This window comes from Bacillus sp. GW823-FHT06A10, from assembly GCF_058795375.1.
Map to the genome: position 1 here is coordinate 275,716 of NZ_JBXAHT010000001.1, position 12,426 is coordinate 288,141.

The 12,426-nt window shown below is 35.4% G+C and carries 14 protein-coding genes; 13 read left to right on the forward strand and 1 reads right to left on the reverse strand.

What is annotated here, in order from left to right; all coding sequences use genetic code 11:
- Positions 1 to 272: 272 nt before the first annotated feature.
- Positions 273 to 605: a DUF1904 family protein gene (locus tag AC1Q8M_RS01455; RefSeq protein WP_001120260.1), complete on the forward strand. Its 333-nt coding sequence runs from the start codon at positions 273 to 275 to the stop codon at positions 603 to 605.
- Between the two features lie 460 nt (positions 606 to 1,065).
- Here AC1Q8M_RS01455 and AC1Q8M_RS01460 read toward each other — a convergent pair whose 3' ends face one another.
- Positions 1,066 to 1,692, reverse strand: coding sequence for a LysE family translocator (locus AC1Q8M_RS01460; protein ID WP_098855635.1), 627 nt, complete (start codon positions 1,690 to 1,692; stop codon positions 1,066 to 1,068).
- Positions 1,693 to 2,184: 492 nt separating this feature from the next.
- Here AC1Q8M_RS01460 and AC1Q8M_RS01465 point away from each other — a divergent pair, with 492 nt between their 5' ends.
- The 12 genes from AC1Q8M_RS01465 (at position 2,185) to glpP (ending at position 12,203) form a co-directional block, all read left to right on the forward strand.
- Complete coding sequence (locus AC1Q8M_RS01465; RefSeq protein WP_000272974.1) at positions 2,185 to 3,129, forward strand: ring-cleaving dioxygenase; 945 nt, start codon at positions 2,185 to 2,187, stop codon at positions 3,127 to 3,129.
- 43 nt (positions 3,130 to 3,172) lie between these two features.
- Entirely contained in the window at positions 3,173 to 4,150 is a 978-nt protein-coding gene (locus AC1Q8M_RS01470) for a ring-cleaving dioxygenase (RefSeq protein ID WP_098361180.1), read from the forward strand.
- 255 nt (positions 4,151 to 4,405) lie between these two features.
- Positions 4,406 to 5,500: a response regulator aspartate phosphatase gene (locus AC1Q8M_RS01475; RefSeq protein WP_000500591.1), complete on the forward strand. Its 1,095-nt coding sequence runs from the start codon at positions 4,406 to 4,408 to the stop codon at positions 5,498 to 5,500.
- Positions 5,500 to 5,745, forward strand: a complete 246-nt coding sequence (locus AC1Q8M_RS01480) for a Phr family secreted Rap phosphatase inhibitor (RefSeq protein ID WP_000714518.1) — start codon at positions 5,500 to 5,502, stop codon at positions 5,743 to 5,745. The genes AC1Q8M_RS01475 and AC1Q8M_RS01480 overlap by 1 nt, the downstream gene beginning before the upstream one ends.
- 239 nt (positions 5,746 to 5,984) lie before the next feature.
- Positions 5,985 to 6,857 (forward strand): alpha/beta fold hydrolase, encoded by an 873-nt coding sequence (locus tag AC1Q8M_RS01485; protein WP_000819465.1) that lies wholly within the window; start codon positions 5,985 to 5,987, stop codon positions 6,855 to 6,857.
- A gap of 77 nt (positions 6,858 to 6,934) precedes the next feature.
- Complete coding sequence (locus tag AC1Q8M_RS01490) at positions 6,935 to 7,135, forward strand: sporulation YhaL family protein (RefSeq protein WP_000449225.1); 201 nt, start codon at positions 6,935 to 6,937, stop codon at positions 7,133 to 7,135.
- Between the two features lie 214 nt (positions 7,136 to 7,349).
- Entirely contained in the window at positions 7,350 to 8,201 is an 852-nt protein-coding gene (locus AC1Q8M_RS01495) for a DUF2935 domain-containing protein (protein ID WP_000554478.1), read from the forward strand.
- Between the two features lie 295 nt (positions 8,202 to 8,496).
- Positions 8,497 to 9,162 (forward strand): DUF7018 domain-containing (lipo)protein, encoded by a 666-nt coding sequence (locus AC1Q8M_RS01500; protein ID WP_072939785.1) that lies wholly within the window; start codon positions 8,497 to 8,499, stop codon positions 9,160 to 9,162.
- Positions 9,122 to 9,292 carry a hypothetical protein gene (locus tag AC1Q8M_RS01505; protein WP_002179382.1) on the forward strand — a complete coding sequence of 57 codons (171 nt, stop codon included), beginning with the start codon at positions 9,122 to 9,124 and terminating at the stop codon, positions 9,290 to 9,292. The genes AC1Q8M_RS01500 and AC1Q8M_RS01505 overlap by 41 nt, the downstream gene beginning before the upstream one ends.
- Before the next feature lie 222 nt (positions 9,293 to 9,514).
- Positions 9,515 to 10,711 carry an oxalate decarboxylase family bicupin gene (locus AC1Q8M_RS01510; RefSeq protein ID WP_000747514.1) on the forward strand — a complete coding sequence of 399 codons (1,197 nt, stop codon included), beginning with the start codon at positions 9,515 to 9,517 and terminating at the stop codon, positions 10,709 to 10,711.
- A gap of 384 nt (positions 10,712 to 11,095) precedes the next feature.
- Positions 11,096 to 11,545 (forward strand): helix-turn-helix domain-containing protein, encoded by a 450-nt coding sequence (locus tag AC1Q8M_RS01515; RefSeq protein ID WP_098219337.1) that lies wholly within the window; start codon positions 11,096 to 11,098, stop codon positions 11,543 to 11,545.
- A gap of 97 nt (positions 11,546 to 11,642) precedes the next feature.
- A complete protein-coding gene (gene glpP, locus AC1Q8M_RS01520; protein WP_000394285.1) occupies positions 11,643 to 12,203 on the forward strand; it encodes a glycerol uptake operon antiterminator GlpP in 561 nt (186 codons plus the stop codon).
- Positions 12,204 to 12,426: the final 223 nt, after the last annotated feature.

Below are 12,426 nucleotides of genomic sequence, written 5' to 3' on the forward strand. Positions count from 1 at the left end.
TAAAAGCTTAGTGAGGCTGTTTTCTTTATTAAAAATTAAATGAAATAGTTAAGAAGTACGCATGGGGTTAACGAAGAACGATTAAAACATATCTCACCACTAGAATGGGAGCATATCAACTTTAATATGGCAGATACTTAGAATCGCTTCAGCCTGTATAACAGGCCTAAAAATAAGAGTTGAAACTTGTTTAGCATCTATTTTTGTTAAAAGGTGGGAGAATTGTGCTATGATGTGGGCAAAATATAAAACTATCTAAAGGAGGGATTTACATGCCGCATATTGTGTTTCGTGGAATTACTACTGAACAATTAAAACACATAAGCAAGCCATTAGTAGAAGAGCTCGCAGAGATTTGTGAGTGTGGTACGGATAATTTTACGTTGGAACTACCAAGTTCTACGTATGTATTCAATGGAGAAGAAATAGAAGCGTTTCCTCTTATTGAAGTGAAATGGTTCGAGCGTGGACAGGAAATTCGTAATCGATTTGCCAAGGCCATTACTACATATGTAATGGATTTTGGACTTCCAGAAGTAGAGGTTGTATTTACGGTTTTCACAGAATCAGCGTATTATATTAACGGGAAGCATTGTGCAAGTTAGAGCTATTATAAATGTTTTTGTAACATTTATCCCGCATTAACGGGCAGTAAGACCCCCACCTCAAAATTCAGCGGAAGCAAAGAAGTTAGGTGGGGGATCAACTGTCCGTAAAAGCCCGATTGGTTCAACTAATAATCAGTGGGGGATGAACAAAACCCCCACTGATTAAAGTTTCACTTTATAAGGGATAGAACCACATCGCTATCAAGCTAACTAGACAAAATATCCTCTAAAAAGAAAAAGGCGTTATTCTTTCTGAGAAATCATAGGAAAGGATAACGCCTTTATATCAATTTTAATATAATCGATTCACTTCTTTATAAAAAGTTTGGTTATTTTATTGAAGCTTATTCCACAAACACACCCGTTTGTTCACTTTTTTACTGTTTGAAAGCCATACTTTTTATATTGATTCATTTATTGGAAAAACCGAAAGTTTTAAACTCTCTCTATTACATATTTATTTTTGGAAAAATAGCCTAATTCCAAATACTAATAATACTGTGCCAGTAATACCCTCTATTGTACGGTTCACCTTTTCTTTTCTTAAAAAAGTTCTTAATTGACGTATTAGAGAGATATAAAGTAAATACCATATTGCTGTCAAAGTCGTAAATGTGAATCCCAACAAAAGAAATTGGAAGAAATGACTTTGATTACTCACAATAAATTGGGGTAGAAAACTAAGGAAAAATACAGCCGTTTTTGGGTTTAAGATTGCCGTGGTAAATCCTTGTCTAAAACTTTTAACCGTTCCAATATCCTTAGAGTTTATTTCCACTGAACCTGACATATCTTCTTTTTTAGAAAAGGCACTTTTAATTGACTTTACAGCTAAATAAATTAAATAAAATGCCCCAGCATATTTTATTAATGTAAATAGCATAGCAAATTTCATTAAGATAGCAGAGAGTCCTAGTGTAGCCATTATTGTATGAATCATCATTCCAGATACCGTTCCTAAGACGGTCTTTATCCCACCATTTCTACCATGAGAGATAGTGTTTTTTGTAACTAAAGCAAAACCGGGACCAGGCATCATTATAATAAGGAGTGCTGTAAGGATAAATAGCATATAATTTTCCATGTTCTGGTATTTCCTTTCTGATTTTTAGTTTCGCTTATAGTATAGCTTTTTTCCTTAAAACATTAAATATAAAAAGTGTGATCAGGATAGTATCATAAACTTTCAAGGAGTTGTAATTGAATTATAGAGGGCTTCACTTGAATAATGTTCTTCTGTAAATGAGCGTTTTAATAGAATGTCAATTACGTAAATAATCAGATTTTACACCCTAAATGTTATTTAACAAAAAAAATCTCGAATTCGAGATTTTTCTCTTGCTTTTCAATCACTTGAGGTGTAAAGTGATAGTAACGAAAGCGATTGAGTCATATGAAAAACATACACTCAGTTGTTTTCGATTAAAAAACAAAGTAACTTATACAGTAAAAACTAAGATGAATTTACAAAAACATAATTAAGAATAAATTGAAAAGCTAAAAACCATATTAGTTGTGGGAAATGTTATTTTTTTAGTTATCACTTGACTAGTAAAACGAAACGGAGGAATAACCAATGTATGAAATTAAAGGGCATCATCACATTTCAATGGTTACGAAAAATGCAAATGAAAATAATCACTTTTATAAAAACGTGCTTGGCTTACGTCGTGTGAAAATGACAGTAAACCAAGATGATCCGTCAATGTACCACCTATTTTATGGGGATAAAACAGGAAGTCCAGGTACGGAATTATCATTTTTTGAAATTCCTTTAGTAGGAAGAACATATCGTGGTACAAATGCAATTACTCGAATTGGATTGCTCGTTCCTTCAGAGGATAGCTTACATTACTGGAAAGAACGATTTGAGAAATTTGATGTGAAACATAGTGAAATAACAACATATGCAAATCGTCCTGCTTTGCAATTTGAGGATGCTGAAGGTCTTCGCTTAGTATTACTCGTTTCAAACGGAGAAAAAGTAGAGCACTGGGAAACTTGGGAGAAATCAGAAGTTCCTGCAGAGCATCAAATTCAAGGAATGGGTTCTGTGGAAATGACAGTTCGTAGACTTGATAAAATGTCGAGTACACTTACAGAGATGTTTGGTTATACAGAGGTTAGCCGAAATGATCAAGAAGCAATTTTCCAGTCCATTAAAGGAGAGGCTTTTGGAGAAATCGTTGTGAAATATTTAGATGGTCCTACTGAAAAACCGGGCCGAGGGAGCATTCACCATTTAGCAATTCGCGTGAAAAACGATGCAGAGCTTGCTTATTGGGAAGAACAGGTGAAACAAAGAGGCTTCCATTCTTCAGGAATCATCGACCGTTTCTACTTTAAAAGCTTATATTTCCGTGAATCAAACGGAATCCTTTTTGAAATTGCGACAGATGGACCAGGATTTACAGTTGATGGAGATGTGGAACATTTAGGAGAAAAACTTGATTTACCACCGTTCTTAGAAGATCAGCGTGCAGAGATTGAAGCGAATTTAGCACCTATTGAAGAGAAGTAATAGGAGAGAAAATATAAATTAAAAAACATTGGAGGAATATAAAATGAACCAATTAAAAGGAATTCACCACGTTACAGCGATTACAAGTAGTGCAGAAAAGAACTATGAGTTTTTCACTCACGTTTTAGGAATGCGTTTAGTTAAGAAAACAGTAAACCAAGATGATATTCAAACGTACCATTTATTCTTTGCAGATGATAAAGGTAGTGCAGGAACAGATATGACATTCTTTGATTTCCCAGGTGTTCCGAAAGGTGTACACGGTACAAATGAAATTTCAAAAACTTCATTCCGTGTTCCGACTGATGCAGCATTAGAGTATTGGGTGAAACGCTTTGACCGTCTTGAAGTAGAACATACAGGAATTAAAGAGCGATTTGGTAAGAAAACTCTTTCTTTCGTTGACTTTGATGACCAACAATATCAATTAATCTCAGATGAACTTGATAAAGGAATCGAATCAGGTACACCGTGGCAAAACGGGCCAGTACCATTAGAATATGCAATCACTGGTTTAGGACCTGTATTTATCCGTATTGCAAACTTTAGCTTCTTCAAAGAAGTGTTAGAAAAAGTTCTATTATTTAAAGAGGTTGCGCAAGAAGGGGAATTCTATTTATTTGAAGTGAACAAAGGCGGAAACGGTGCATCTGTTATTGTAGAACATAATACAGTTCTTCCTGAAGCACAACAAGGTTTTGGTACAGTGCACCATGCGGCATTCCGCGTAGAAGATCGCGCTGTATTAGAAGAATGGATTGAGAGAATCAGTAGCGTAGGACTTCCTTCATCTGGATATGTAAACCGTCACTTCTTCGAATCATTATATGCAAGAGTTGCACCACAAATTTTATTTGAATTCGCAACAGATGGCCCAGGATTTATGGGAGATGAGCCATACGAAACACTTGGTGAAAAATTATCTTTACCTCCATTCCTAGAGCCAAAACGTGAAGAAATTGAAAAATTAGTTCGTCCAATTGATACAGTGAGAAGTACGAAGGAATTTATTAAAGAGTAAAAATAGAGATAGTAAGTAGGAGAGCAAGTAGTTTTAGCGGAGTGCTGGAACTGCTTGCTTTTTTATTTATCCTAGTAAGTTTTCTGACAATTGTTTCTCAAGTTGTTAAAAAGGAAAACTTTGGTATAATTAATCAAAATATTAAATTTTCTGATAATTATTTTTCAATGCATAGAAAAGGAGTGGTAATATACAATTTTGATAATTGTATAAAAATACTAATTTTGTAAGTTTGAGAAAAGGAGATGCGAGTGTATGGGAGCAGATGTAGTAACGCGGGAGCAAATGAAACATTCTTTAGATGATTGGTATCGTGTAATGTTACAGCAAAACATAGAGAAGGCCACGGAAATGAAAGAGGAGATTGAAAGTAAGATTAGTGGGTTGGACGTGGATCAGGATGTATTGCTTTATCATGCGTTGTTGAATTTTAGATATGATGCATTAGTTGATTGGATTTCAGTTAGAGAAGATAGTTTTGATAAAGTGGAATCTTTCGAAATTCCAACAGAAGGTGTTCTAGCTTATTACTATCACTTTTTTAAAGGGTTTCATTGCACATTAATTTCAAATTATAATGAAGCGAAAGAACAGTATGAGCAAGCTGAGAAGTTATTGAAATATATTGCCGATCCGATAGAACATGCGGAGTTTAATTATCGGATGGGGAATTTCTATTATCAAAAATATGACCAAGTTCATGCAATAGATTACTTGAATAGGGCAAAAGCAGCATTTTTACAATATCCAGGCTATGAAATAAAAGTAGGATTATGTGAAAATGCTTTTGGACTATGTTGTGTAGACATAGATCACTATGAATTAGCGGAAGAAAACTTTAATTCTGCTATGGAAGTATTGCAAAAAGCAGATCAAAAAAAATATATGCTAATGGTTCGGCATAATTTAGCTTGGCTTTATGCTAGTCAAAATCTTTCAGAATTAGCGATTCGTCATATATCTGAGGTGACCAAAAATTACCCAGAACACTTTAAAGCCTTGTTTGTAGAAGCACATGAACATTACAAATTAGGACAATATAATTTAGCGAATCCAATTGTTGAAAAAGGTTTAAATATTTGTGTTGATTTAGGAGAAAAAGAATTTCAACATCGGTTTAAAATTTTGAAAGAACTCAATGGAAAATCTTCAGTATCAATTATTGAAGATGTAATTTTAGAAGGACTTTCTTATTTTGAGAGAGAAAGATTATGGGATTGTATTCAAGAATACACTGAAATTTTAGCACTGAAATTTTATGAATTTGATGATCATGTTAAGGCAAGTAAATATTTTTATATGAATAATAAGGCTCAAAAAAATATATTGGAAAAGGGAGCGTTAAAATAATGAAGAAATTTCGTTTGGCTATTGTTGGGACTGCATTAGTAGGGGTATTATCAATTGGGTTCAATAGTTCTTTTACAAATCAAGCTGTAAATATAGGAGACACAGGAGGAGCACCAGCAAGACCAGACTACGTTAATATAGGAGACACAGGAGGGGCACCAGCAAGACCAGACTACGTTAACATTGGAGACACAGGAGGAGCACCAGCAGATAATAGAGGCGACGGCGGAGTAAGCCAACTATAATAACAAAGAAAGGGACTTCAACATGAAGTCCCTTTTTCTATTTTCAGGTCATGTAGAGAAAAGAATTGACTTACTTTAAATATGTAACTATAATGGTTACAGAATAACCATTAGTAACAGAAATGAGTTATATTTTTTAGTATAATTGTAACTGTTTTAGTTACAATTAAAAAGAGAACATAAAATAACCAAAAAATGTAAAAACTTTAAATAACAACAAGAGGAAGGAGACGGGAACTTTGAAACGGTTTAAGTTTTATTTGATTAGCGGTATTGTGCTTGTTTTGCTTATCGTATGTAACTTCGTTGATAAGCCGATTGCGAAGGTTGAAGAAGTGAAAGATACTGTTATGATGAAGCTGAATACGAAAGAGAGTATGGCGCAAATTGATGGGCAGACGATTTATTTTAAGCAAATTGGTGAGGGAAAACCGCCGTTACTCATGTTGCATGGGTTTGGTGGTTCTTCTGATGGGTTTAGTGATATTTATCCGGAACTAGCGCGAGACCATACGATTATTGCGGTTGATATTTTAGGGTTTGGGCGTTCTTCTAAGCCAGTTGATTTTCAGTATTCGTTTCCTGCGCAAGTGAATTTATATTATAAGTTAATGAAGAAGCTCGGATACGATCAGTTTGCGGTGCTTGGCCATTCGATGGGCGGAGAGATGTCCCTCAATTTAGCGTATTTATATCCGGATGCAGTAACGCATCTCATCTTGGCGGATGCTACAGGGATAGAGTCTTTCCAGCAAAAAGAAAGTTATGAAGTACCACCGCTATCGACGGACTTACAAACTGTAACCGAGATTACGAAGTATAATAAAAATGAAGTGAAAAATAGTCGTGATGATAAAGAGCATTATGATCAGCTTACGAAAATGAGAGAGCGCCGCATCGCGATGGAAGCCGATAAGATTAAGGTGCCGACTTTAATTATATGGGGACGACACGATAAGAGCGTTTCTTGGAAAAATGGTGAACTGTATCATGGGCTATTTGCAAATAGTACGTTTCATATTATTGAAAAAGGATACCACGCACCGTTTCGTCAGGAACCAATTGAGTTTATGGAATATGTACAAGCATTTTTCGCGAAGCATCCACAATAAAATTTTAGGTATAAATCCACTTCTTTCCTCATAGAGTGAAACTAATAAGGCTTGTCTAAGGAAAGGAATGAAGTGATTTGGAAACTTTACCATGGTGGGTGTATCTTGTAATTGTCGGGATTGTACTAAGTGGCTACATGGTTTTATATACTTCGAAAAAAGAGCAAGATATGGATAATGAGTTTATTGAAAAAGAAGGCGAAGTATATATGAAGCGTTTAGAAGAAGAGCGTGAGAAACGTAATCAGGAAAGTGATAAAGATTCGGTATTGCTTTAATAGAAATTTTGAAAGGTTACCACCTAGTAGGATTTTACATCTCGGTGGTAGCTTTTTTTCTTCTGCGGGAGCAGTATATGTTCATCAAGCTAAGGTTATATTAGTTTAATTTTACATGTATAAGAGAGTCATCATAAACTTTTATTGATGGTATTTATATATTTTTTTACTCATAAGAATGGAACTAGTGGGGATTTTACTGGGGGGATTAACAATGCATAGGGATGAAACTTCATTACATCCGGATACAGGTGTTACATCTGTAATGTTTGTTGAGCGTTCATTAAATGAAATTCGTTTTTGGTCTAGAATCATGAAGGAGCATTCTTTTTTTCTTCGTTTAGGATTTAGGTGCGAGGATACTCAACTAATCGAAGAGGCGAATCAATTTTATCGATTGTTTGAACATATTGAACAAATAGCGCATTCCTATACAAATGAAACAGATCCTGAGCAAATAAAAAGATTTAATGCAGAAGTACAACAAGCCGCAACTAATATTTGGGGATTTAAAAGAAAAATTTTAGGATTAATTCTCACATGTAAATTGCCAGGACAAAATAACTTTCCACTTTTAGTTGACCATACAAGTAGGGAAGCTGATTATTTTAGAAAACGTTTAATACAATTAAATGAAGGTAAATTAGATGCGCTTCCTGATGCTATTATTAAAGAAAATGTTTTCTTTTTACGGATTATGGCAGACCATGCTAAATTTATTGGCCATCTTCTTGATCCATCGGAAAGAAAGCTTGTAGATACAGCGCGGAATTTTAGCAATGATTTTGATGAATTGATGTATCAAGCAATTGACTTAGAATCTATGAAACCACAATCCCAAACAGCCCCTCTTTTAGATCAATTTTTAGATCAAAATCGTGTGTCGGTTGCATCTCTTCGGGATTTTAAGAAAACAGCACGTGATTTAATTGAGCAATGTAAAATAAAGAGTATCATTCATCCCTTATTAGCAGACCATGTTTTCCGTGAAGCTGATAGATTTCTTGAAATCATTGATATGTTTGATGTTCATCTTACAAATATTCAATCACAACCTAGATATTAGAAGATAAGGAAAGATAGTATTTTACTTTCGGTTGAGAAGTTAACAATTTATTGTTAGCTTCTTTTCATTGTTGTTAAAATTTTCTTTTCGTTTAGTAAATTTCCTTTTAAAGACTACATAAATCCCTTTGATCGAATATGTAATTCTTTGTAAAACGATATATATATGGAAAGATTATGAATATACAGGAAATCTATGGATAGTAGATTTTAATAAATTATTCGGGGGAAATTTATTAGTTAAGTATATTAACTTGTTTGCACTACATTTTACAAATAAAGGGGTATTAGTAATCATGAAAGCAAAGAAATTAGTAAGTTTAGCATTACCAGTTATGTTATTGAGTGGTTGTATTACAATTGAAACTGATGGTAAGAAAGCTGAACCAAAGAAAGAAGAAACGCAAAAGGTAGAGAAAGAGAATAAGACTTCTGAAAAAGAGAGTAAGTCAACTGATGGCAAGAAAGAGGATAGCTTGTCTGTAGCGAAAGGTGAAGGTACAAACAGTAGTTCATCAAGTAGTCAACCAAATTCTTCTTCAAATAATTCAACTTCTTCTAGTTCTTCAACTGGTAAGGTAACTGGTTCAGATGTTGAAAGGTACAAGGCAGATATCATAAATAGTGCTACTCAAATTGAAGATACAATGAAATTAATTGAAGGAATAGCAGATTCAGACGTAAAATCATACAAACAAAAGAAAAGTGAAGTACAACTGAGTTTAGGTGGAGCAAAGGCAACTGCAACGAAACTGAAGAATCTACAAGCGCCTCCTGAGTTACAGGGAGAACAGGCGAAGATAAAGCAGTCGATGGAACTATATGCGGATTGTTTTCAACTTCTATTTGATGCATTAGATCAAGAAGACGAAAGTAAAATGCATCAATCAGTAAGTAAAGCACAAGAAGGTTCAAAACTGTTTGAAGAAGCAGCGAAGAGTATTGGTAGTAAAACCAACTAAAAATAAAGTATTTAAAGGGGTATTTGTAAGTGCAGTTGGTGCAAGTGAAGAGTTAGGAATTAGTTATGGAAACACATTACAAATTTATCAAATGGACGATAATGTTCGTATTCGATATGTAAAACAATAAATAATTGGTGAAAAACTCTGTAATAAATTTTACAGGGTTTTTTATTAGTTTTAATTTAATTTCTTCATTATCTTTCCAGGCGCTGTTCATACTATTATAAGCTGAGAAATGAACAAAACGATAATGATAGGCAGATGATGTAACTGTAACCATCCAAAGCCCTATTCATACACTATGATGGAGGCTTTTTACTTCATAACCGGATGAAAAAGGAGTGTAATCATGAAGAAACGTACTGTTAATGAAGCGGGAGGGAATGTGCCACAACCAATCCGCAGCGACGGAGCAGGTGCGATTGATTCTGGACCTCGTAATGTTATGCGGGATATTCAAAATCCGAATATGCTTGTTCCGCCTATAACGGATGCAGGGTTAGTTCCTAACTTGAAGTTTTCATTCTCGGACACTTCTATGATTTTGAAACAAGGCGGGTGGTCTCGGGAGATTACTGCTCGGGAACTACCGGTTTCGACGACGATTGCGGGAGTAAATATGAGTTTAACGGCCGGTGGAGTACGAGAACTACATTGGCATAAAGAAGCGGAATGGGCGTATATGCTTTTAGGACGGGCGCGCATAACGGCTGTTGATCAAAATGGGCGTAATTTTATTGCTGATGTTGGACCAGGTGATCTTTGGTATTTTCCGCCGGGTATTCCGCATTCCATTCAAGGATTGGAACATTGTGAATTTCTACTCGTTTTTGATGATGGGCATTTTTCTGATTTATCTACTTTAGCTATTTCTGATTGGTTTGCGCATACGCCAAAAGAAGTGTTGTCGGCTAATTTCGGAGTACCTGAGAGTGCTTTTCGTTCTATCCCTTCAGATCAAGTTTATATTTATCAAGGAGAGGTGCCAGGTTCGCTTGAAAGTCAGGAAATTCAATCACCGAAAGGAGAAGTTCCTTTAACATTTAAACATGAATTGTTAAAACAAAAGCCGATTAAGACGCCTGGTGGTAGCGTTCGAATTGTAGATTCTACAAATTTCCCTATTTCCAAAACAATCGCAGCAGCGCTCGTTGAGGTTGAGCCTGGTGGAATGAGAGAACTTCATTGGCACCCGAATAATGATGAATGGCAATATTATTTGACAGGGGAAGCGAGAATGACTGTGTTTCTTGGAAATGGTACCGCTCGTACATTTGATTATAGAGCTGGCGATGTCGGATATGTACCGTTTGCGACGGGGCATTATATTCAAAATACAGGTACCGAAACATTATGGTTTTTAGAGATGTTCAGAAGTAATCGTTTTGAAGATGTATCGTTAAATCAATGGATGGCACTGACTCCTAAAGAAATAGTGGAGAGTAATATACACGTTGGCCCGCAAGTAATGGATTCCCTGCGTAAGGAGAAGAGGCCTGTTGTGAAATATCCGGGGTTTTCATATAGTCCGAAAAATGATGAGTAAAAATGAAAATTTGCGTTATTCTTTCTGGAGACTGATAAGAAGGGATGGCGTATTTTTTATGCCTAATCTAGTCTTTATCCCGCTATTTGCCGGGCAGTAAGACCCCACCTCAAAATTCAGCGGAATCAAAGAAGTTAGGTGGGGGACGGGCTGTCCGTAAAAGCCCGATTAGTGAGGGTTGATTAAAGTTTCACTTTATTAGTATCCGTCCCTTGTATTATTGTTCGGGAAATTATTATTGGAGCATAGTATAGGGAAGATACATATAAAAGAGCGCCATTATAAGCTGTAACGTATAAGTTGCGCAGGAAATGCAACGATAACTCGCTTTACTCTTCATCATCTATTTGAACATAATGGGCATAGAGAGGTGATAAACACAGTATGATTTTTAGTGAGCGTTTAAAAGAAGAAAGGGAAAAAAGAAATTGGTCGCAAAATGATTTGGCTGAAAAACTTTATGTGAGCAGGCAATCTGTTTCGAAATGGGAGACGGGAAAGAACTATCCGAGCATTGAAATTATTATTCATTTAAGTGACCTGTTCGGTATTACAATTGATGAATTGCTAAGGGGTGATGAAGAATTGACGCAGAAAGTAATTGAAGATAGTAAGCAATTGGCGTATCCAAAATGGAAGGTGTTTTTTGATAGTCTATTTATGATAGGAGTATTTTTGTTTATTGCAAAAATCGTTGTATGGATGCTAAATAAGTTTGCTGGAGCAAGTATTACAATTGTAGCAGATGCGCCATATGTAATGAATCTTTTGCCCCTTGCATTCATGATTATAGGTGGTATGGGATCGGATAAGTTGAAGAAAATATATAGATAGAGGAAAGATTTGAAAGAAATCCCCTACACTAGCTGTTCTTTTCACTTAAATTGTGTACTATAAAGGATAGGATGACATAAAGAAGGGGATATAGAGAATGGAATTTCATGAACAGAAGATTTTGCCGGCAGTGAGGCAAATTAAAGATTTGGAAAAGCTATTACATAGTTCGTATGAATATATTGTTATTTTAGATATTCATGTCGGCCAATTGAAGAGTGTTATATCGCTTGCGAAGCAATATTGTAAAAAGGTGTTTTTACATGTGGATTTAATTCATGGTTTGCAGAGTGATGGGCATGCGACGGAATATTTATGTCAGGAGTTTAGACCGTACGGGTTACTTTCAACAAAGGCGAGCGTTATTATGAAGGCGAAGCAAAAAGGTGTTGTGGCAATACAACGCATCTTTTTAATCGATTCGAGTGCGATGGAGAAGAGCTGCAATCTTTTAGATAAGACGAAACCGGATTATATTGAGGTACTTCCTGGAGCATTAACGGACGTTATCGCTGAAGTGAAAGAGCGTACTGGTGTACCAATTTTAGCAGGTGGTTTTATTCGTACTGTAGAAGATGTGGAAAGAGCTTTAAACGCTGGTGCGACAGCAATTACGACATCAAAACGCGAACTATGGAAACATTACCAAAAAAAGTGACGAAAATGTGAATTTTTTCGTTGACACCGCTTTCATTTACGGTTAACATTATAGACAAGTTAATAAACGTGACGGAGAAAAGTAGAGATCCACATTTCATTGTTTCTATATAAATTTATATAGAAGCGTGCAAGCTGTGGGTCTTTTTCTTTTGACAAAAACGAATGGCCATTCATTTTACCTCTATCACATTTGGAAGCGTTTAAATTGATTGTGGAGGGAT

Bases quoted from the DNA above. Each gene is read 5' to 3' on its own strand.
- AC1Q8M_RS01455 (WP_001120260.1), top strand. From the start codon at position 273: ATGCCGCATATTGTGTTTCGTGGAATTACTACTGAACAATTAAAACAC.
- AC1Q8M_RS01460 (WP_098855635.1), bottom strand. From the start codon at position 1,692: ATGGAAAATTATATGCTATTTATCCTTACAGCACTCCTTATTATAATG.
- AC1Q8M_RS01465 (WP_000272974.1), top strand. From the start codon at position 2,185: ATGTATGAAATTAAAGGGCATCATCACATTTCAATGGTTACGAAAAAT.
- AC1Q8M_RS01470 (WP_098361180.1), top strand. From the start codon at position 3,173: ATGAACCAATTAAAAGGAATTCACCACGTTACAGCGATTACAAGTAGT.
- AC1Q8M_RS01475 (WP_000500591.1), top strand. From the start codon at position 4,406: ATGGGAGCAGATGTAGTAACGCGGGAGCAAATGAAACATTCTTTAGAT.
- AC1Q8M_RS01480 (WP_000714518.1), top strand. From the start codon at position 5,500: ATGAAGAAATTTCGTTTGGCTATTGTTGGGACTGCATTAGTAGGGGTA.
- AC1Q8M_RS01495 (WP_000554478.1), top strand. From the start codon at position 7,350: ATGCATAGGGATGAAACTTCATTACATCCGGATACAGGTGTTACATCT.
- AC1Q8M_RS01500 (WP_072939785.1), top strand. From the start codon at position 8,497: ATGAAAGCAAAGAAATTAGTAAGTTTAGCATTACCAGTTATGTTATTG.
- AC1Q8M_RS01510 (WP_000747514.1), top strand. From the start codon at position 9,515: ATGAAGAAACGTACTGTTAATGAAGCGGGAGGGAATGTGCCACAACCA.
- AC1Q8M_RS01515 (WP_098219337.1), top strand. From the start codon at position 11,096: ATGATTTTTAGTGAGCGTTTAAAAGAAGAAAGGGAAAAAAGAAATTGG.
- glpP (WP_000394285.1), top strand. From the start codon at position 11,643: ATGGAATTTCATGAACAGAAGATTTTGCCGGCAGTGAGGCAAATTAAA.